The organism is Enterococcus sp. 3H8_DIV0648, assembly GCF_002140655.1.
GTDB classification, from domain to species: domain Bacteria; phylum Bacillota; class Bacilli; order Lactobacillales; family Enterococcaceae; genus Enterococcus_A; species Enterococcus_A hulanensis.
Map to the genome: position 1 here is coordinate 1,452,360 of NZ_NGLG01000001.1, position 18,687 is coordinate 1,471,046.

Sequence of the window (18,687 nt, forward strand, 5' to 3'; positions counted from 1 at the left end):
TTATTAGAATAGCATTTAGATTAGCGTTTGCAAAGTTAGATCCTACCGACTCGAAAAAATTTTACCCAGCTATTTACCTGTCTCTTATACACATCTAGATGTGTATAAGAGACGAGTACAGCATTTTCTGTTACATTTACTAGAAAATGGCAGCTGTTTCTTTCTATTAAATAATACTTACTCGCATCCCGCCAATGATCCTGAACTTCTTGAATCCCCGGAAATAATAAGAAATCCACCATGTTCTCTTTAGTAGTCATCTTCCTTCTGCGATACAATTCTCGAATGGCGCCAGCATCTGGAAATTTTTCTAAGACTACTTGATCTTCTCTTAAGGCATTTCCTTTAGGTATGGGATATTGCTCAAGATCAATCGGGAGTTTCATTACATGTTCTTGAATTGATTCTTCTTCATTTACTAAGTAATCAATACTCACATCAAATAATTGGGCGATTTGTTTCAAATTTTCGATATCTGGAATACCGCGATTCGTCTCCCACTTCGCGATCGCTTGTCTGGATACACCCAACTTTTCTGCTAACTCTTTTTGGGATAAATTATGTTCCATTCTCATCATTTGAATTTTTTCTCCACATAACATTTGCTTTCCTCCATCTGATTTCTTGATCCCATCATACAATGAAATCCACAGCAAAAGGAAGATTCTCTTTGTAGCAAGTGGGTTACGAAGCGTAACTCACTTGCTTTTCTTACTAATAAACGGTGAAAAACGAGAATCGCAAAAAAAGGAAGTCCCACTAATAAGGAACTTCCTTCAAAAAATTATTCTTCTTCTTGCTTGATCTCAATTAAGAATTTTTCCATCTCTGGCGTTAATTCCAAGTTAGCCAGCATATCTGGCCGGCGTAAATAGGTACGGCGCAATGATTCTTTTAATTGCCATTCCTCGATCAATCGATGATTGCCATTCATCAAAACTTCCGGCACACTCATGCCCTCAAATTCTGCGGGACGTGTGTACTGGGGATGTTCCAATAAACCGGTCGAATGAGAATCTGTTTTAGCAGATGTTTGATTGCCTAGAACATCTGGCAATAATCGAACAGTCGCATCGATCATGACCATCGCACCAAGCTCCCCGCCAGTCAACACATAATCTCCTAACGAGACTTCATCGGTCACTAATGAACGAATCCGCTCATCATAACCTTCGTAATGTCCGCAAATAAACACTAGTTGTTCCTCTTGCGAAAATTCCTCCGCCATTTTTTGGTTGAAGGGTTTGCCTGCTGGATCAAGCAGGATCACACGTTTTTTCTGATTGCCAGTCTCCGCTTCGATCGCCTTCAAATTGTCATAGATCGGTTGCACCTTCAGAAGCATACCTGCACCGCCGCCATAAGGATAATCATCTACTTGTTTGTGCTTGTTGTCCGAATATTGACGGAAATCATGGACATTAATCTCCAACAACTTTTTTTCAACAGCTTTTCCAATGATAGATTCGCCTAATGGGCCCTCGATCATTTTTGGAAAAATGGTCAATACATCAATCCGCATCGTCCAACAACCCTTCTGGAATTTCCACGTGAACAACGCCTTCGGTCAAATCAATGTCCTTCACAACTGATTCAATGTAGGGAATCAATGCGTCTTTTTTGCCTTTACGCTTGACGACCCAAACATCGTTTGCCCCTGGAGATAGAATCTCAGTGATTTTGCCGATTTCCTTCTCCTCTTCGTCAACGACTGTCAGACCAATGATTTCATGATAATAATATTCATGCTCATTCAGTTCCCCTAATTGCTTTTCAGAGATTTTTAGAATCCCATCGCGAAAAGGTTCTACTAAATTGATGTTCTCATAGCCTTCAAAGCTTAGTAAATCAAAATTTTTATGTCTGCGATAACTTGCGATCGTCAAAGTAAGAACATCCTGATTGTCACGGAACAAGAAAAGCTGTTCTCCGACTTGATAACGTTCTTCCGTAAAATCAGTAGTAGAAATCACGCGCACTTCCCCACGAATTCCGTGAGTATTAACGATCTTTCCGACTTTATAATAATTAGTCACGAATCTTCCTCTTTCTGTCTCATCTATTTTGCCATTGAGACAGCCATCTTCAGGCTGCTCATTGCATCACTGTTCATGATTGTATAAACGGTTTGATTATCTTGCCAAACCACACTATTTGATTGAAAATCGCCAGGGGCTACCCGTAACGAAATTTGTCCAGCATCTTTAGGAACCGGCAAGAAAGCACCTTCAAGGTATTCAACGGTTTGTTTTGCTAACGGAACAGGATCTTCTTGTTCAAGATTATTTGCCCGCACGGCTAAACTCCAATTGCCTTCCTTCCACATAATGAAGCTCGAACCAGCCCCAGCACTGCGATAGCCAGTAATGTTGTGCCCTAGATCAACCTGCTGACCATTTGGATCATAGGTTTGTCCAACTTCATTTTGAGCTGTTTCCTTTGAATCAAACGCCTTGCGTTGGAATTGAGCAACTGGTGTTTGGTCATTTAGCGCCGGATCATTAAAAGGCGTCTCTTCATTCACAACATAATAATTGACCTTCAATGTTCCTTGCTCCTCTGAAGCAGTGATACCGATTTGTTTCCCTCCGCTGATTGTTGCAGGATCAGGAAATTTATCATTTGGATAATTGGCTTGCAGCTCATCCATCGCCGACATCGCATGATTGCCATGAGACGAATCTGTTTTTGTTGAACTGGTTTGCGTCTTTGTATTTGATGTAGTTGACGAATTTTTACTTGAACTATTTTCTGAAGTGGCTGTAGTTGCTTTCGAACTAGTTTTTTCAGTCGCTGCTGCAGTCGACTTCGTGGTGCTATCTTTTGAATCATTATTTCCCGAATTACAAGCAGCCAAAACAAACAATGTACTAAACAACAACAAATATTTTTTCATATTGGAACACCTCCACCCATAGTTTACCGTATTTCTAACGAAAAAACACCCGAATCAAACTGACTCGAGTGCTTTGCTTTATTTACCATCCACGATGTTAAGACGAACTTTTTTCGGTCCATTAGTCCGAACACTATACACGATCGTACGGATCGCTTTTGCAACTCGGCCTTGTTTCCCGATAATTCTGCCGATATCTTCGGGTGCAACCGTTAAGTTGTACTCTAAGAAATCTTTAGACTCTTCGATCTCTAATTTCACTTCATCAGGTTTTGTCACCAAAGGGTGGACAATGGTCAACACAAGGTTAGTTAAATCTTGCATATTTGATCACCTTATTTCTTAGCGAATTTAGCGTCGTGGTGTTTTTGCATGATGCCTTCTTTAGAAAGGATGTTACGAACTGTATCAGAAGGTTGTGCACCTTTTTGTAACCAGTTTAAAACATCTTCTTCTTTTAATACGACTTCTGCAGGGTCTTTCAAAGGATTGTAAGTACCCACAGTTTCGATAAAACGTCCATCACGAGGAGAACGAGAATCAGCAACAACGATACGGTAGAAAGGTTTCTTTTTAGAACCCATACGTTTCAAGCGAATTTTAACTGCCATTGTATAACTACACCTCCATATAATTAATCACAAGATGTAGTCTACCACGCTTTTGGGTAGCTGTAAAGAGTTTTTTCTTTACAGTCTGATTTTCCTCTCGAGTCATATTGTTTGCAATGTTTACTTATTTTTTGTAAGCTATATTCATAGCATAACAAATGTAATGTTATTACACATTAGGAGGAAATATTATGACAAAAACAATTGGTATCTTAGTAGGCAGTCTTCGTAAAGACTCTTATAACAAAATCGTCGCAAAACAATTTGCAGAATTATTACCGGAAGGATTCGAAGCAAAATTTATTAAGATCGATGATCTTCCATTCTACAACGAGGATCTTGAAGTAGAAGGAGCTGCTCCTGAAGCTTGGACCCGCTTCCGTAAAGATATTAACGAAGTGGATGGTTTATTCTTTGTAACACCTGAATACAACCGCTCAGTTCCAGCCGCATTGAAAAATGCTTTAGATGTTGGCTCTCGTCCAATGGGCAGCAGCGTTTGGGGCGGCAAACCTGGTTTAGTAGTGACTGTTTCACCTGGCGGCCCTGGTGGATTTGGTGCAAACCATGCTTTACGTCAATCTTTGGTCTTCTTAGATGTTCCAACTCTCCAACAGCCTGAAGCATACATTGGTGGTATCATGAACTTAGTTGACAATGATGGTCATATCGCTGACGGTACAGTCGAATTCTTCAAGACAATCACTGACAAATATATTGAGTTCTTCAATAAATTAACGAAATAATTAATGCTGAAAATACCTGTAGAGATGCGGGTATTTTTTTTGCTGTCCACTAATTTTACTTTACGCTCTGCTTCACAACAAAAAAACCTATCCGATCAAAGAGAAAATCTCCTGATAGCATAGGCATTTTAATTATTGAACGGAAAAGCAAAGTAATACTGCTAAACTAAGTCCAACAGTTCAGCTAACTGTTCCAGATATTTCACTATTTTTTCAGACAGTTCCTTTGCGGCATTCTGCTGCTCTTTTTTTGCAGAAATATCGATAATGATTCGATCACTCAGCAGACTATAGTAAAGACCAAAACCGATTGGATTCACCGGACTAAAGGTAAAGCTTGCTAGAATAGGAAAAGGAATTCCGGTCGAGGAAATAAAGTCACTTTGCATTTTCTTCAAACTGTCAGCTTGGAGAAAATAATTCGCCTTTTCTGGTTGAGCTTGTGTCAGCTGATTGATGCAGCTTAAACCGAATAAATGACGCTCTACACCCTGCCCCATTTGACATTTTCCGATTCGTTGAGTATGTGCAGCCGCAGCTTGATGAATTTTTTCAATTAGCAAAGAACGATCCGGTGCCTGTTCTTCTTGGAACCAGTAAAAAACGAGCTCTTTTTTTGATTGACTAATCGAGCGGGCAGAGGCTGTTCTTCCTTCGTAATAATGACGCATGGCAACTGGTTCGTACACACTTTGGAGTTGACCAAACTGTTCATATTGCGCTAACGCCAAAGCAATATGAAAGAAGGCATCCGGACTGATTTTGGCTTTTTTGATCAACCCTTTTCCAAAGTGTGAAAACTCGTGATGTACAAAAGCGTGTCCTTCATATACCTGCTGTACCTCTTCTTTGCATTCATTCAGCAAATCCATTGCTTCTGGTGTCAATAACCAATCCAGCTTTGTCAGCAACGGATTTGCCGGTCGTTTTTCGATCAACGGAGCTGCACTGCATTCCGTGAAAACTTGACTTAAAACATTTAAAACCGGTACACCATCGATAGCAGTATGCTCAAAATTTAGACTGACAGCGCCATTTTCGTGTATCAATAATTGCATAGTTTTAGAAAACCACTGATCTTGCCACCCTAGCAGGCCTTCCTTCATTTGAACTTGAGTAGATTCTGGTGCTGAGCTAGGAAGTCCGATAATAAACAGCGCATTTTTAATTAAATGAAGGATATGCTGATTTTCGATTTTCTTTCCTAACTCTTCATATGTTTGATAAGCTAAATCGCGATTAGCACCACTCAGGCTTTCAACACCAAAGCCCTGCTCATTTTTATCGGCACTAAGAGAGCACAGATTTGCATGCAGCTCATCTGCACTGATTGCTTTTCCTTTATCATCAGTTACTTTTAATTGATAGAAGTTGCTACCCTTGATGATAATAATATGATTGTTTTCAGGAGAATCGTCACCAACATAAAACTGGTCCTCCTCACTATCAGGCAACCGACAGCTTTTGAAAAGATTACGATAATAGCTCATATCCACATTATTTCCTTTAGGATCAAGCTCCAGCGGATAGGTCTCATTGATTAATGAAAGAAAAATCAAAGTCATCCGTTCAATGATTAGAGCTGCTTTAGAATTTATTGAACCAAGGTGCTGGTGGTATTCGGGACGAATCGTCAAGGAAAAATTGGTTTCACTTTGAAGATTTCCACGTGTATTCAGATAACTTTTTATCCAAAAAGGTGCAAGCCAGCTTCCTGTAGTGTTTTGAGCATGTTCTTCTAAGGCACGTTGCAAAACAGGTCCCTCCTGCTTAGCAAAACGCTCAGAGAATGTTTCAAATTGCAGCAACTCCTCCGAAGAAACAACTGGTTTTACCCATTCATTCAGTTCTTTCAATGTGTTTTCCAAATCAGGAACTGGCAGCTTCGCCAGCGTGCTTCTTAAATCTTCTGTATACTTCTTCATCTATACTCTCCTTCTGCTTCTTTTTCGGTTCTAATGCTAGTTTTACAAACCAACCCGTCAAAATACAGAAACCAATAATTAATCCCGATATCCAGATATTCTGCATTAAACTATTACTAGCACGCGTCTTGTCAATAGGATATTTTGGTTAAGAAAATAAATCCTGAGACAAAATGGATTCACCGAATTTATCTAAGCTTAACATATAGAAAGCAAGTTTTTGGAAGCGTTATAGTATTCTAGTTTAAATTTTGTGAGTGAAGAACCTTTTTTGATCGTAAAACTCAAAGCAAGCGAGAGTTTCTTCCGCGGTTGCATACCGACAGAGTATAGATAAAATTTTTGACTGATAAAACTTTTAATCCGGCCACAATACAAACTAATTAATTACATCAAAAAAAAGATTCCTTTTCCAGTTTTCATTGGAGAAGGAATCTTCTTTTTATTTTTTTAAATGTAATTGAGCAAATTGGCCAAATTGTTCCGTTTCCAACAATTGGAATTTCTGCTGATTGGTTTGAGGCAAGAATAACGGCACTCCCTCACCTAATAAAATCGGTACAATCTGAATCCACCATTCTTCGATCAAGCCCGCCTCAATCACAGACTTCAATAGTGCTCCTCCACCAACGACCCAAACGGTTTTATCCGAAGGAAGCTTTTTAATAAATTCAACTGGATCTTCATTAACCACCTGTATATTATCATCGACTTCAATCGCCGAATGACTAAAAACATAGTTTTTCTTTTCTGGATAGAAGACTTCTGACCCCGCATCACGTTTACCAACTTCATAAGTTCGCCGTCCCATTATCGTGTAGTCAATCGTTTGATAGAACTTTTCATAAGGTACAAGCTCTCCGCCTTCTTGATGATACAGCCACTCTAGTCGGTCCTCTTTATCTGCTAAATAGCCATCTAAACTGATCGCTCCATAAAAAATTGCTCTTGCCATCAAATCCCTGCCTTCTATTCAATTTCTTTGCGTCACAAACATTCTGAAAATCAGTCAGCACTAATCTTGCACTAACTCCTTATGTCGAAAACACTCAGTTTCATGGTCATTTACGATTCCAACTGCTTGTAAAAAAGCATAAATCGTCGTGCTGCCAACAAACTTGAAGCCCCGCTTTTTCAAATCCTTTGCAATTTTATCTGATAATTCAGTTTTAGCAGGTACCTCTGAAGCGGCCCCCACTTTATTATCAATTACTTGATGGTCGGTATAGCCCCATAAATAATCCGAAAAACTTAATCCTTCAGCCTGCATCTCTAAAATTTTCTGTGCATTGATTATAGCAGCTTCGATCTTGCGGCGATTACGAATAATCCCGGCATCTTGCATTAACTCTTCTACCTTTGCTTCATCAAAATTAGCGACCTTTTCGATCTCAAATTGTTCATATGCTTGGTCAAAATTAGCCATTTTATTCAAAATAGTTTGCCAGCTTAACCCTGCTTGGTTCATATCCAAAACCAGCTTGCGAAACAGACGCTGATCATCATATTCCGGAACACCCCACACCGTATCATGATACACCTGCATATTTTCATTATTACCTGACCATTGACAACGATACATCTTCATCACTCCTACTTTTAAATTTCAAAAACGAACATACGCTCCCCTTTAGTATAGCAGAAAATGAAAAAAAGTCATTGCCTAACTAAAGTGTACTATGTATACTAGTACACATAAACAGCCGAATAGGGTGGTGATGAGATGGTTCATATCGATAAAAACAGCAGTCGAGCCTACTATGAACAATTAGTATTAGGAATCAAAGAAGATATTTTACATGGAATTCTGCAGCCTGGTGACAAGATTCCCTCAGTCAGAGAAATGGCTAAACAGCTTTTGATGAATTCCAACACGATCAGTAAAGCTTATAAAGTACTGGAAACAGAAAAAGTTTTAGTTACGGTCAAAGGCAAAGGCACCTTTGTTCGTGCGATTGAAGAAACGCCGCGAGATGAAATTCGCGTTCAAGAACTAAAGAATGACTTAAATGAATTAGTCATTGAAGCGCGACACTTACAAATCTCACAGGAAGAATTAGTGCAATGGATTAAAGATGCAGAAAAAAGTTTAGGAGGTCACTCATCTTGATTGTCAAACAGCTAACCAAAACAATCGATCACCGCTCAGTCCTAAAAGACATCGAGTTTGAACTATCTGAAAGTGAAATTGTTGGTCTGGTCGGCCGCAACGGTTCCGGAAAGACTACCTTACTACGTGTACTAGCTGGACAATATCTACCAGACACGGGCGATATCACGATCGACCAAAAATCAGTATTTCAACATCCGATCGTTAAACAAGAAATCTTTTTCATTGATGAAAAAGAAAATTTTTTACGAACGTATTCTCTGCAAAAAATCGCCAAATTTTATCAAATAGCTTACCCGAAGTTTAATCAACTATTATTTTCAGACTTAGTCAAAAAACACGAATTTTCATTAAAACAGAATTACCGTCAGCTTTCAAAAGGACAGCAGGCATTATTCCAAATTATTTTAGCGGTCAGCTCCAACGCACGCTATTTACTGTTGGATGAGCCCTTCGACGGGTTGGATGTCATTGTAAAAAAAGAAGTAATTGGATTATTAATGGAGCATTTGAGCGAACACTCTCGAACCGCTCTAATTTCTTCCCATAATCTGACTGAATTAGAGAATTTGGTTGATCGTGTTTTACTCTTAAAGAATCAGTCGATTATCAAAGACTATCGCTTGGAGGAAATGCGGGAAAATGCCAAAAAGCTTCAACTTGTTTTCAAAACAAAAAAAGTCCCTTCCGTGGTGAAGGAAAATTCCAAAATGCTGGATTTTCAAGGGCGAGTGGTTACGGTTGTCTTTGAGCATTTTTCAGAAGAACTTGAGGCTGCGATCAAAGAATTTGATCCTCTCGTTTACGAAGAATTACCTTTGTCCTTAGAAGACCTCTTCGAAGCAAATCTAAAACAACATAGAAAGGGGAGCTTAAAATGATTCGGTCCATTTACTTTGAACGTTATAAGAAAGTTTTGATTGCGGCTTGCGTGCTAGTCATTGGATCATGCCTCTTCAATGTTGCGATCCAAAATAACCAGTGGAAAAATGCATATAATGATCCGAACGATAAGCAATTCTACGAAGAGCACAAAGAAAATCTGTCCTCTTCATGGGACAATGTTGAAATGAAAGAAGTGCCGTTTGCTTCATATAAGGATTATCGTCAAGAGCACCTTATTTTTTATACTATTGGCTCACCTGATTCTTTCTATACACAAGAAGGAGTCACTTTTGAAATAATTTCAAAAGCATCCAACTATTCCAAAATGTTTCCTTATGTTTCAAATTTCTCCTATATGTCTGAGGCATTTCTATTACTGTTCGTTCCATTGATTGGCTTTTTACTCTTTTTTATTGATCAAAAAACCGGCTTTAACCAGTTTTTATTCTCATTAGGGGCTTCAAGAAAAGAACTGTTCAAGAAAAAGCTTTTATATATCGCATTGCCTTTTCTGCTTTCGATTCTAGTCGGACAATCACTTTACGTCGTTTTGATTCATACATTAATTCCTGCGCCATATATGAATGCAACGCTGGGACAACTATTTACTTCTGTTATCAGCAACTTTTGTTTACTATCCTTCATGTTTGCCAGCAGCGCCTTCATTGGATCAATGGTAGGAAATATTGTTTTCGGCCCCTTAACTTGGTCCGTTTACTGGTGGTTAATGCTTAATTTCCCACGTAGTGTTTATAGTGTAGGAAATATCATCTACACAGCAAAGCAAATCACACATAAACAATTTCCTGAAACTTTATTTGTTAGTTCAGTTGGAAAAATGGGTGGCCACTGGTGGATGAATCTACTATTTATTTTACTCGGTTCACTCCTTATGTTTTGGGCATTCAAAAAATATCAAACTATCTCGCTGGAAAATGATAACGCCTATTTACTGCACAAAAAATCTCGTTGGCCAATTTGGGGAATAATGACGCTTTTTACCTCATTTATCCTTAATACTAGTTTCTTTGATCCGTGGCTCTACTTTTTTAGCGAAAAAATTTATGGGCAGGTCGATATTTCAATCAGCAGCCCAATCTTGTCAAACATTACTGTAACTTTGATTGTCGGTCTAATCTGCGCATTTATCATTTTTTTCCGTGGGTTTACAAAAACTCTGACCCGCGCCTTGAACAAACTAAACCAGCGAACGGGGTGATTCTTTGATGATTTTAGATATTCTATTCCTAATCTATCGCGTTGCCTGTATCTTTTTACCGTGTCTGATCTATCAATTCTTCACGTTAAGAAGGAAAAATGAAAATATTTTTCTTTCATCCATGATTTGGCGTTGGGTCTTTCTGTTTTATCTTTATCTAGTTATCGATGTCACTGGGATTGGAACACTTGAGGATATTTTCAGCTACCCAGAGTTGATTCGATCTGAGGAAATTAATCTCATTCCCTTTCAATCGGGTGTTGGCATGCTGAATATTCTGAATATCATCATGTTTACACCGCTAGGATTTTTACTACCGCTGATTTGGAAGCAGTGTCGCAACTTAGGAACTACAGTTTTGTTAGGCTTTGAGTTTTCGTTAATGATTGAGCTTCTTCAATTATTTAATCGCAGAGCGACGGATATTGATGATTTGCTCATGAACACTCTCGGTGCGCTCATTGGTTTTCTCATTTGGAATTTCAGTCAAAGGATCATTCACAAAGTTCCTAAAGATATTCAGACATTTCCTAAACGAGAACCGCAAATCTATCTGCTTCTAAGTCTTGCTGGAGTCTTCTTTCTTTTTCACTGGCGATTCTTTCTGAAGCTGGCTCTTTAATAAAAAATGTATCTACCCCAATGCACATATCACTGTATACTCAACACTAACAACGATTTGTTTTGAAATAGCTGCACCGCATTATGAAAAGTTTAACGCACAAAAAAAGCGTCTATCTCGTATTTGAGACGGAACTGACCTAAAATACTGAGACAGTGATAAAAAAGCATTTTCCTAGGCTGCTGATTCCCGATATTCTACTGGTGATCGGTAGCCTAGTTTTTGTTGAATTCGCTGTTCATTATAATAAGTAATGTATTCTTTTACCGTTTCTATTACAATAGATGTAGGCTCATTCGTGAGCTCATCTAAGTAGAACGTTTCAGACTTTAGTGAGGCATGAAACGATTCGATGCAGGCGTTATCTGACGGTGTTCCTTTTCGGGACATACTCATGGTAATGCCTTTTGTTTTTACTTGTTCCTGATAATCATAAGAGGTGTAAACCGAACCTTGATCACTATGCAATAAGCAATCCAGTGTGTCTGGTAGTTGATCCAGTGTATCGAGAACAAACGAAGTATCTTGTTTATCTCCAATCGTATAGGCAATAATTTCACCATTATATAAATCCATGATTGAGGATAAGTACAATAATTTTTGCCCAAAAGGAAGGTAGGTAATATCCGTAACCAACTTTTTTAAAGGAGCTTCTGCTGTAAATTCTCTGTTTAATTTATTTTCGTACACTTTATAAGGAGTTCCGACTTTCCGGTGTTTTTTCGGTTTTACGCGACAATTCCAATGATATTTTTGCATGATTCTCTGAACCGTATTTTTACTTACCTTGCGAGAGGGAGTGATCAAAGCGGCAACTTTTCGGTAACCATATCTAAATTTATTTTCCACACAGACACGTTGAATAGCTGCTTCGAGTTCTGTCAACTCTCCTAAGCATGGACGTTGTACCCAACGATAATAAGTGGAGCGCGAAATATTAAAGAGTTGGCATAACGCCGTGATAGTTATTTTCCCTTTCAGTTGTTTGGCTAATTCTACAACTAGTTTCGGTTCCACGTCCTTTCCAATTCTTTGTACTTTTTTAGCACTTCAACTTGCATTTTCAAGAATCTATTTTCGTTTAGTAAGTACTCTTCAGTCGTTAAGTCTTCCGGACCTTTACCCAACGAATATTGTTTTCCGACTGGTTGAATAAACCGATGATTTTCTCCATTTCGAAACCACCGCCACCACGTTTCTATTTGCGTTTTATTTTTGATACCAAGATCTTCCATGATCGTTTTTACAGGGATTTTCTTCTGCTTCATTTGAATAGCTTTTTCCTTAATTTCAATTGGGTAAGCAACTCTAGTTCCCATATAAAAAACACCTCCATATTAAATTCATTTTAACGTGAATTCAACTAGAGATGCTTTTTTATTTTGTTTCAGTTTAATGGGGCAGTTCCAGACAGACGCTGCTTTTCTTATTTGCGTTTCTTTTTTCTCTTTTTGTTCTTCTTGACCATACGATTCATGGCCATCTTACCCATTTTCCCTTTGATACCTGTGCCAAACATTTGATCCATTCCTGCTGGCATACTGCCTTTACTCATTTGCTGCATCATTTTGCGTGATTCTTTGAATTGCTTAATCATGCGATTGACTTCTACCACTGAGTTGCCTGAACCAGCGGCGATACGCCGGCGACGGCTTGGGTTCAACAAATCAGGATTTTCCCGTTCTGCCGGTGTCATTGAGAAGACCATAGCTTTTTTTCGCTCGACATCTTTAGGATCGACTTTGACGTTTTCAATCCCAGGCATTTGACTCATACCAGGAATCATTTTCAGCAGATCCTCGATTGGGCCCATCCCCATTACTTGATCCAATTGCTCGATAAAGTCATTGAAGTCAAAGCTGTTTTCCTTCATCTTGCGGGTAAGCTCTTCCGCTTTCTTCTCATCGTAATCTTGTTGGGCTTTTTCGATCAGGGTCAGCATATCCCCCATACCCAAGATTCGGCTAGACATCCGATCTGGATGGAAGACTTCTAAATCAGTCAGCTTTTCACCTGAACCGATGAACTTGATCGGCGCACCTGTCACAGCACGAATCGACAGCGCCGCACCACCACGAGTGTCACCATCTAATTTAGTGATGACCACCCCGGTAATTCCCAGCTGTTCGTTAAAGCTTTCTGCGACATTAACAGCATCTTGACCGGTCATGGCATCAACAACTAGCAGAATTTCATTCGGCTCGGCGATTGCTTTGATTTGTTTTAACTCGTCCATTAAAGCTTCATCAATGTGCAAACGACCAGCCGTATCGATCAAGACATAGTCATTTTTATTTTCTCGGGCTTGTTCCATCCCTTTGCGTACGATCTCAACCGGACTGACATCCGTGCCCATATCAAAAACGGGAACATTCAATTGTTGGCCTAAGACTTTCAATTGGTCGATGGCCGCTGGACGATACACGTCACCCGCGATCATTAAAGGACGCGCTTTTTCATTTTTAATCAATTGGTTAGCAAGTTTTCCGGCAAAGGTTGTTTTACCTGCCCCTTGCAAACCAGCCATCATGATGACTGTCGGGATCTTTGGTGATTTTTCGATACCGACTGCTTCAGATCCCAGTGTCTTAGTTAATTCTTCATCAACGATTTTGACGATTTGTTGTGCTGGGGTCAAGCTTTCCATCACTTCAACACCTAAAGCTCGTGTACGTACTTCCTTCGTAAATTGCTTCACGACTTGTAAGTTAACATCGGCTTCTAGTAAAGCGAGACGAATTTCTCGCATCATTTCAGTGATATCTGATTCTGTCACTTTTCCTTTTTTACGTAATTTTCCCATCGCAGCTTGTAGGCGCTGCGTCAAACTTTCAAATGCCATTGCTTATTTTCCTTTCTACTATTAAGGTACAAATTTTCTCAAAAAAATCCTGTGTCCAAACGGTCAATCAATTTACCAAATTATAAAATCGATCTGACATTTTTATTCGTCTAAATCTTGTAAGCCCGTGATTGTTTCGGCTAAGAATTCATCTTTAGGGTAATGCTCGGTTACATACAGCTCCAGCTTATCCAGCTGCTCTTCTCTTACGATGTAATCAGAAAATAAATGCAGCTTGCGCTCGTAATCTTCCAAGATTTTTTCTGTTCTTTTGATATTATCATAAACCGCCTGCCGACTCACCTGATATTCCTCGGCAATTTCTCCTAAAGAAAAATCATCAGCGTAATACAACTCCATATAGTTCATCTGCTTTTCTGTTAACAGCGTCGCATAGAATTCAAACAACGCGTTCATGCGATTCGTTTTTTCGATCTCCATTACGTCATCCTCATTTCTTGCCAATTTTCTTCAGAATAAACGGGTAATCCCTGTTGGATAAAATACGCGGTTGCCACACCCGCTCCTTTGATTCGCGTACCGGAGAAGCTGCCATCATAGATTAAGCTGCTGCCGCAGGACGGGCTTCTTTCCTTTAGAACCAAGCCTGTAATCTGCAAATCGCGCAATTCTTCGTAGGCTTTGATTGCCCCTTGCTTAAAGGCTTCAGTCAAATCATTTCCTGCATTGTCCAAAACCCGTGCTTTGCCCTGCCACACATCAAAACCATCGCCGCCTTGTATCTCTGCAGGATGCCGTGGTGTTGGCAGTCCGCCTAAAACTTCTGGACAAACCATGATTGCTTGACCTGCTGACACCAAATGCTTCAGCTCTGTGATTTCATTTGATCCACCGTCATAACGACAAGCTATGCCGCCTAAACAAGCACTAATTCCCAACATCGTTATTTCTCCCATCAAATTAATAGAAAATAGGTGACAAAACTGCCTTCCCATTATACCATTTATTCAGGTATGGAAATAGTCTTTCACAAATGAAAAGTTTTTTAAAAAAGGAGACCCTTATGAAACGTGTATTAGTCGTAGACGACGAGCTTTCGATCGTAAAGCTGCTAAGCTTTAATTTAGAAAAAGAAGGTTATGCTGTCACTACCGCCGAAGACGGAAAAGAAGGCTACGAGCTGGCCTTGAATGAAAAATTTGATTTTATTATTTTAGACGTGATGCTGCCATCGATGGATGGTTTGGAAATCGCGAAAAAATTACGGCAAGAAAAAGTCGACACACCTATTCTAATGCTCACCGCTAAAGACGATGCGATTGACCGCATTTTAGGGTTGGAGATCGGAGCCGATGATTACTTGACTAAACCGTTCTCTCCTCGAGAAGTATTGGCCCGAATGAAAGCCATCTTCCGGCGAGTGGAGCCGCGCCAAGAAGTTATCGAACATGAATTTTTAACAGCCGGCGAGATTAAAGCCGATCTTTCTAATTATCAAGTGACTGTACGAGATAAAAAAATCGAATTGACTCCAAAAGAGTTTGAACTGCTGGTCTACTTTATGAAGCGTAAAGAACGTGTGATCGATCGCGACACTCTGCTTGACCGAATTTGGCAGTATGATTTTTCTGGGCAAAGTCGGATCGTGGATGTTCATGTGTCCCATTTACGGGAAAAAATCGAAGTTGATCCCAAGCATCCGCAATATCTGCAGACTGTCCGGGGCTTCGGCTATAAATTTCAGGTGCCGGCTCAATGAAACGCAAGCATTTAGACTATCTAATTCCCTTCTTGCTGATTTGTCTGCTCTTTTTTGGCAGCTGGAAATTAGCCAATCATTTCTACACAAAAGAATTATTAGAGCAGCAGGAAGAATTTCTGACTAGTAATGGGGAGCTTATGATCCATCGGTTAGACCTAAATCAGCTGGATTCCAGCAATAACAAACAAGCGATCGAAAGTTTTTCTAAAGAAGCCCATGATCGAATTACATTATTAGATGAAAAAGGAAAAATAATTTTCGACAGCACGGAACCGAATCTTACTGGGAATCGTGAAAATAGACCGGAAGTAAAAATAGTTTTAAACAGCAATGATGTTGGTTCATCGGTTCGCTACAGTACAACGTTAAAAACGGAATTGCTTTATACTGCTCAGCCAATTCGCTCTGGCGATGAAACGGTCGGGATTTTGCGTGTCGCAAAAAGAACCTCCGCCTTTCAACCTAAAACGCGAAATTTTCAGCGGACGATTTTTATTATTTTGTTCTTATTTTATGCGTTTATCTATTTGATTATCTGTTATTTGACTTATCAACGAAATCGGCCGATCGAAACAGTGCTGCCGGTTTTACAGCGAATGTTGAAGGAACCCGAAAAGAGCAACTATGTCATGCAGGACTCGCCGCAATGGCAGGAGCTCTATCTCACAGTCAATCAAATTAGTGAACAGCTGAATGAAACCTATGCGGCCTACACCTCAACCGAGGAGCAATTCTCAACGCTCTTTCATGAACTGACTATCGGAGTCTTCATTCTTGATACCGAAGGACGCTTCATCATGATCAATCCGGCGATGGAAGAGTTATTACAAATTGGCGGGGCCAATGAGCACTATTATTGGCAAGTGATTGAGGACAATAAGTTTATTCAGTTGATCCAGCAAGTTCTAGTGGATAAAAATCAAGTCCACCAAGAAATTTCAGCCAAGCTGCCAAGCTCGATGAATTTGGATATTCGTCTGCGGTATATTGAAAATGAAATCAAAGGGGATCAAATCATGGGAACCGTCTATGATCTGACCCATGTTCGCCGCTTGGAAAAAATCCAACGCGACTTTGTGGGAAATGTCTCACACGAATTAAAAACCCCGGTAACCTCTTTATTAGGTTTTACGGAAACTTTGTTAGATGGTGCCAAGGATGATCCAGAATTGACCGAAGAATTTTTGAACATTATGCAAAATGATGCGAAGCGTTTGCAGCGATTGATTCAAGATATCATCGAATTATCAAAAGACAGTGATGATCTGGCTGAGGATCGGCAAACGATCGAACTGAATCATTTTCTCCACCAGCAAATAGACTTATACGAACATTTACTGAAAAATAAACAAATCACCGTCGTTGTCGATGGTGCAGAAAACTGTTTTTATCAAACACGCCTAACATTCTTCCAACCGATCATCAAAAATCTTTTGGAGAACGCGATTCAATATTCACCTGAAGAAAGTCTGATCGAGTTAAGCTATCGCCTAACAGAGGAATTGGAAATAACCGTTACCGATCACGGGATTGGGATGTCTCAGAATGATCAAAAACGTATTTTCGAACGCTTTTATCGCGTAGACAAAGCACGTGCCCGCAACTCTGGGGGAACCGGACTAGGACTTGCGATCGTCAAAGAATACAGCGAGATTCTCGGCGGAACGATTGAAGTTGAAAGTCATCCAAAACTTGGCTCAACCTTCATTCTTAAATTACCAAACAAATAAGGATCGCGGAATAATCCGCGATCCTTTTTTCATTTAGGGAAGCTATTGATTTGTCTTCACTCACTCCTGTGAAGCTGTCTATTTCACTGTGCCGTCAACAGAGCGTTCAACTTTCATTGAAGTAATTGGCAAGTAGCCTAATTCTTTGACTGGTCCTGACTGGATGTCATCGCTGGTCATGTATTTCAAGAAATCGGCTAATGCCTTTTCTGGTTTGCCATTTGTATACATATGCTCGTAAGACCAGATAGGCCATTTGTTAGTAGTGATATTTTTATCGTTGGCTGTTACACCATCTAATTGCAGTGCTTGCAGACTATCATCAACGTAAGATAAAGCAAGGTAGCTGATTGCACCTGGAGTCTGCGCCACGATTTTTTTCACCGTACCCGATGAATCCTGTTCTTGTGACTGAATCGGTTCTTTACCGTCTAATCCCCATTTTTCGAAGGTCGCACGTGTTCCGCTGCCTGATGCACGGTTCACTACTTGGATCTCTTCGTCTTTTCCGCCAAGCTCTTTCCAATTCTTGATTTTTCCTGTAAAGATATCGATTAATTGTTGTTTGCTGACATCTTTCACACCTACATCTTTATTTACAACTGGGACAAAGCCAACTACTGCGACTTTATGATCCACTAATTTACTAGCGTCCACGCCGTCTTTTTCTTCAGCAAATACATCGGAGTTGCCGATTTCTACCGAACCGCTCTCAACTTGGCTCAAGCCTGTACCGCTTCCGCCGCCTTGAACAGAGATTTGAACGTTGGGATGATCTTGAGTATAGCTTTCTTGCGCCGCATCAACTAACGGCTGCAAAGCGGTCGAACCTACTGCTGTAATTTTCGCTGTATCCTCTTTAGCTGAGCTGGAATCCTTTGTTGCATTGCCGGTACCGCACCCAGCTAGGATAATCCCTGAAAATGCTAATGCTAAAATAATTTTCTTCATCATGTACACTCCTTATAATAGATCATGCTTTTTTGAGAAATCGACGCAATCCATTGGGCCGCCTCTCATATCTTTAGTACATGGTTACTTTACCAATGGAAAGTAAATATCCTGTTGAATGCATGTAAACGATCGGTAAAGAACTGTAAATGTTTGGTAAAGACATATTAGCTTACTTTTTATTAGTTTTGATGTACAATACGTTTGCAATGAAAATTACAAATGAGAGAAGCGAATAAAGATGTTAGTAATCACCTATGAACTAAACGACTCTGAAAAAGAAAAAACGTATCCTAGTGCCAATGATTTTGTTGCGGCACAGTTAAAAGAAGTTCCTGATCTGCCAGATTATTATCATGTAGTGAGAGCAACTATTGATGGTAAAGAAGTCGACTTGGCTGATAAGACCATCAGCGGTCTTTTCAAC

Annotated in this window: 22 protein-coding genes; 8 read left to right on the plus strand and 14 right to left on the minus strand. The window is 39.7% G+C overall.

Annotated features, from left to right (window positions below; all coding sequences use genetic code 11):
* Nucleotides 1-35: 35 nt before the first annotated feature.
* From A5875_RS06680 to rpsP, 6 genes are all read right to left on the minus strand, one after another.
* On the minus strand, nucleotides 36-602 hold the full coding sequence (locus A5875_RS06680; protein WP_088932883.1) for a helix-turn-helix domain-containing protein: 567 nt from the start codon (nucleotides 600-602) through the stop codon (nucleotides 36-38).
* Nucleotides 603-784: 182 nt separating this feature from the next.
* A complete protein-coding gene (trmD, locus tag A5875_RS06685; RefSeq protein ID WP_088932884.1) occupies nucleotides 785-1,522 on the minus strand; it encodes a tRNA (guanosine(37)-N1)-methyltransferase TrmD in 738 nt (245 codons plus the stop codon).
* On the minus strand, nucleotides 1,512-2,036 hold the full coding sequence (rimM, locus tag A5875_RS06690) for a ribosome maturation factor RimM (protein WP_088932885.1): 525 nt from the start codon (nucleotides 2,034-2,036) through the stop codon (nucleotides 1,512-1,514). The genes trmD and rimM overlap by 11 nt, the downstream gene beginning before the upstream one ends.
* 23 nt (nucleotides 2,037-2,059) lie before the next feature.
* Nucleotides 2,060-2,896, minus strand: coding sequence for a lipoprotein (locus tag A5875_RS06695; RefSeq protein WP_088932886.1), 837 nt, complete (start codon nucleotides 2,894-2,896; stop codon nucleotides 2,060-2,062).
* Nucleotides 2,897-2,974: 78 nt separating this feature from the next.
* Nucleotides 2,975-3,220, minus strand: a complete 246-nt coding sequence (locus A5875_RS06700) for a KH domain-containing protein (RefSeq protein ID WP_086303600.1) — start codon at nucleotides 3,218-3,220, stop codon at nucleotides 2,975-2,977.
* Nucleotides 3,221-3,231: 11 nt separating this feature from the next.
* Complete coding sequence (gene rpsP / locus A5875_RS06705) at nucleotides 3,232-3,507, minus strand: 30S ribosomal protein S16 (protein WP_088932887.1); 276 nt, start codon at nucleotides 3,505-3,507, stop codon at nucleotides 3,232-3,234.
* Between the two features lie 191 nt (nucleotides 3,508-3,698).
* On the opposite strand from rpsP, the gene A5875_RS06710 reads away from it, so the two are divergent.
* Nucleotides 3,699-4,253, plus strand: coding sequence for an NADPH-dependent FMN reductase (locus tag A5875_RS06710; protein ID WP_088932888.1), 555 nt, complete (start codon nucleotides 3,699-3,701; stop codon nucleotides 4,251-4,253).
* Between the two features lie 161 nt (nucleotides 4,254-4,414).
* Here A5875_RS06710 and A5875_RS06715 read toward each other — a convergent pair whose 3' ends face one another.
* The 3 genes from A5875_RS06715 to A5875_RS06725 all read right to left on the minus strand — a co-directional run bounded on the left by A5875_RS06715 (nucleotide 4,415) and on the right by A5875_RS06725 (nucleotide 7,760).
* Entirely contained in the window at nucleotides 4,415-6,178 is a 1,764-nt protein-coding gene (locus tag A5875_RS06715) for a choline/carnitine O-acyltransferase (RefSeq protein WP_088932889.1), read from the minus strand.
* Nucleotides 6,179-6,620: 442 nt separating this feature from the next.
* Nucleotides 6,621-7,133 carry a dihydrofolate reductase family protein gene (locus A5875_RS06720; protein ID WP_088932890.1) on the minus strand — a complete coding sequence of 171 codons (513 nt, stop codon included), beginning with the start codon at nucleotides 7,131-7,133 and terminating at the stop codon, nucleotides 6,621-6,623.
* Between the two features lie 60 nt (nucleotides 7,134-7,193).
* Nucleotides 7,194-7,760: a DNA-3-methyladenine glycosylase I gene (locus A5875_RS06725; protein ID WP_088932891.1), complete on the minus strand. Its 567-nt coding sequence runs from the start codon at nucleotides 7,758-7,760 to the stop codon at nucleotides 7,194-7,196.
* 141 nt (nucleotides 7,761-7,901) lie between these two features.
* Here A5875_RS06725 and A5875_RS06730 point away from each other — a divergent pair, with 141 nt between their 5' ends.
* From A5875_RS06730 to A5875_RS06745, 4 genes are read left to right on the plus strand one after another with little or no spacing between them, the layout of a single operon-like run.
* Nucleotides 7,902-8,288, plus strand: coding sequence for a GntR family transcriptional regulator (locus A5875_RS06730; protein ID WP_088932892.1), 387 nt, complete (start codon nucleotides 7,902-7,904; stop codon nucleotides 8,286-8,288).
* Nucleotides 8,285-9,169, plus strand: a complete 885-nt coding sequence (locus tag A5875_RS06735) for an ATP-binding cassette domain-containing protein (protein WP_088932893.1) — start codon at nucleotides 8,285-8,287, stop codon at nucleotides 9,167-9,169. The genes A5875_RS06730 and A5875_RS06735 overlap by 4 nt, the downstream gene beginning before the upstream one ends.
* A complete protein-coding gene (locus A5875_RS06740; protein ID WP_088932894.1) occupies nucleotides 9,166-10,392 on the plus strand; it encodes an ABC transporter permease in 1,227 nt (408 codons plus the stop codon). The genes A5875_RS06735 and A5875_RS06740 overlap by 4 nt, the downstream gene beginning before the upstream one ends.
* A gap of 7 nt (nucleotides 10,393-10,399) precedes the next feature.
* The gene (locus tag A5875_RS06745) at nucleotides 10,400-11,014 is read left to right on the plus strand and encodes a VanZ family protein (RefSeq protein ID WP_242551272.1); all 615 of its coding nucleotides are present in this window, start codon (nucleotides 10,400-10,402) and stop codon (nucleotides 11,012-11,014) included.
* A 174-nt stretch (nucleotides 11,015-11,188) separates the two neighbouring features.
* Here A5875_RS06745 and A5875_RS06750 read toward each other — a convergent pair.
* From A5875_RS06750 to A5875_RS06765, 4 genes are all read right to left on the minus strand, one after another.
* Nucleotides 11,189-12,333 (minus strand): IS3 family transposase gene (locus tag A5875_RS06750; protein ID WP_141108275.1). Its coding sequence is split into 2 segments (ribosomal slippage): nucleotides 11,189-12,060 and nucleotides 12,060-12,333, totalling 1,146 coding nucleotides; the frame shifts between segments, so codons are not numbered across the junction.
* Between the two features lie 107 nt (nucleotides 12,334-12,440).
* Nucleotides 12,441-13,856 carry a signal recognition particle protein gene (gene ffh / locus A5875_RS06755; RefSeq protein ID WP_088932896.1) on the minus strand — a complete coding sequence of 472 codons (1,416 nt, stop codon included), beginning with the start codon at nucleotides 13,854-13,856 and terminating at the stop codon, nucleotides 12,441-12,443.
* A 102-nt stretch (nucleotides 13,857-13,958) separates the two neighbouring features.
* On the minus strand, nucleotides 13,959-14,297 hold the full coding sequence (locus A5875_RS06760; RefSeq protein WP_088932897.1) for a putative DNA-binding protein: 339 nt from the start codon (nucleotides 14,295-14,297) through the stop codon (nucleotides 13,959-13,961).
* A complete protein-coding gene (locus A5875_RS06765) occupies nucleotides 14,297-14,758 on the minus strand; it encodes a DUF523 domain-containing protein (RefSeq protein WP_088932898.1) in 462 nt (153 codons plus the stop codon). Before A5875_RS06765 ends, A5875_RS06760 begins: the two co-directional genes overlap by 1 nt.
* A gap of 122 nt (nucleotides 14,759-14,880) precedes the next feature.
* Between A5875_RS06765 and A5875_RS06770 the strand changes: the two genes are divergently transcribed.
* Both A5875_RS06770 and A5875_RS06775 read left to right on the plus strand, forming a co-directional pair.
* A complete protein-coding gene (locus tag A5875_RS06770) occupies nucleotides 14,881-15,576 on the plus strand; it encodes a response regulator transcription factor (protein WP_088932899.1) in 696 nt (231 codons plus the stop codon).
* Entirely contained in the window at nucleotides 15,573-17,309 is a 1,737-nt protein-coding gene (locus A5875_RS06775) for a sensor histidine kinase (RefSeq protein ID WP_088932900.1), read from the plus strand. Before A5875_RS06770 ends, A5875_RS06775 begins: the two co-directional genes overlap by 4 nt.
* Nucleotides 17,310-17,387: 78 nt before the next feature.
* Here the strand turns inward: A5875_RS06775 and A5875_RS06780 are convergent, their stop codons facing one another.
* Nucleotides 17,388-18,260 carry a phosphate ABC transporter substrate-binding protein PstS family protein gene (locus A5875_RS06780; protein ID WP_141108332.1) on the minus strand — a complete coding sequence of 291 codons (873 nt, stop codon included), beginning with the start codon at nucleotides 18,258-18,260 and terminating at the stop codon, nucleotides 17,388-17,390.
* Between the two features lie 241 nt (nucleotides 18,261-18,501).
* Between A5875_RS06780 and A5875_RS06785 the strand changes: the two genes are divergently transcribed.
* On the plus strand, nucleotides 18,502-18,687 hold a 186-nt coding region (locus A5875_RS06785; protein WP_088932902.1), incomplete at its 3' end, for a hypothetical protein.

Excerpts from the sequence above, each read along its gene's own strand:
- trmD (WP_088932884.1), bottom strand. The coding sequence starts at position 1,522 with ATGCGGATTGATGTATTGACCATTTTTCCAAAAATGATCGAGGGCCCA.
- A5875_RS06720 (WP_088932890.1), bottom strand. The coding sequence starts at position 7,133 with ATGGCAAGAGCAATTTTTTATGGAGCGATCAGTTTAGATGGCTATTTA.
- A5875_RS06715 (WP_088932889.1), bottom strand. The coding sequence starts at position 6,178 with ATGAAGAAGTATACAGAAGATTTAAGAAGCACGCTGGCGAAGCTGCCA.
- A5875_RS06695 (WP_088932886.1), bottom strand. The coding sequence starts at position 2,896 with ATGAAAAAATATTTGTTGTTGTTTAGTACATTGTTTGTTTTGGCTGCT.
- A5875_RS06765 (WP_088932898.1), bottom strand. The coding sequence starts at position 14,758 with ATGTTGGGAATTAGTGCTTGTTTAGGCGGCATAGCTTGTCGTTATGAC.
- A5875_RS06680 (WP_088932883.1), bottom strand. The coding sequence starts at position 602 with ATGTTATGTGGAGAAAAAATTCAAATGATGAGAATGGAACATAATTTA.
- rpsP (WP_088932887.1), bottom strand. The coding sequence starts at position 3,507 with ATGGCAGTTAAAATTCGCTTGAAACGTATGGGTTCTAAAAAGAAACCT.
- A5875_RS06740 (WP_088932894.1), top strand. The coding sequence starts at position 9,166 with ATGATTCGGTCCATTTACTTTGAACGTTATAAGAAAGTTTTGATTGCG.
- A5875_RS06760 (WP_088932897.1), bottom strand. The coding sequence starts at position 14,297 with ATGGAGATCGAAAAAACGAATCGCATGAACGCGTTGTTTGAATTCTAT.
- A5875_RS06730 (WP_088932892.1), top strand. The coding sequence starts at position 7,902 with ATGGTTCATATCGATAAAAACAGCAGTCGAGCCTACTATGAACAATTA.
- A5875_RS06725 (WP_088932891.1), bottom strand. The coding sequence starts at position 7,760 with ATGTATCGTTGTCAATGGTCAGGTAATAATGAAAATATGCAGGTGTAT.
- A5875_RS06775 (WP_088932900.1), top strand. The coding sequence starts at position 15,573 with ATGAAACGCAAGCATTTAGACTATCTAATTCCCTTCTTGCTGATTTGT.
- A5875_RS06780 (WP_141108332.1), bottom strand. The coding sequence starts at position 18,260 with ATGAAGAAAATTATTTTAGCATTAGCATTTTCAGGGATTATCCTAGCT.
- A5875_RS06700 (WP_086303600.1), bottom strand. The coding sequence starts at position 3,220 with ATGCAAGATTTAACTAACCTTGTGTTGACCATTGTCCACCCTTTGGTG.
- A5875_RS06770 (WP_088932899.1), top strand. The coding sequence starts at position 14,881 with ATGAAACGTGTATTAGTCGTAGACGACGAGCTTTCGATCGTAAAGCTG.
- A5875_RS06745 (WP_242551272.1), top strand. The coding sequence starts at position 10,400 with ATGATTTTAGATATTCTATTCCTAATCTATCGCGTTGCCTGTATCTTT.
- A5875_RS06710 (WP_088932888.1), top strand. The coding sequence starts at position 3,699 with ATGACAAAAACAATTGGTATCTTAGTAGGCAGTCTTCGTAAAGACTCT.
- ffh (WP_088932896.1), bottom strand. The coding sequence starts at position 13,856 with ATGGCATTTGAAAGTTTGACGCAGCGCCTACAAGCTGCGATGGGAAAA.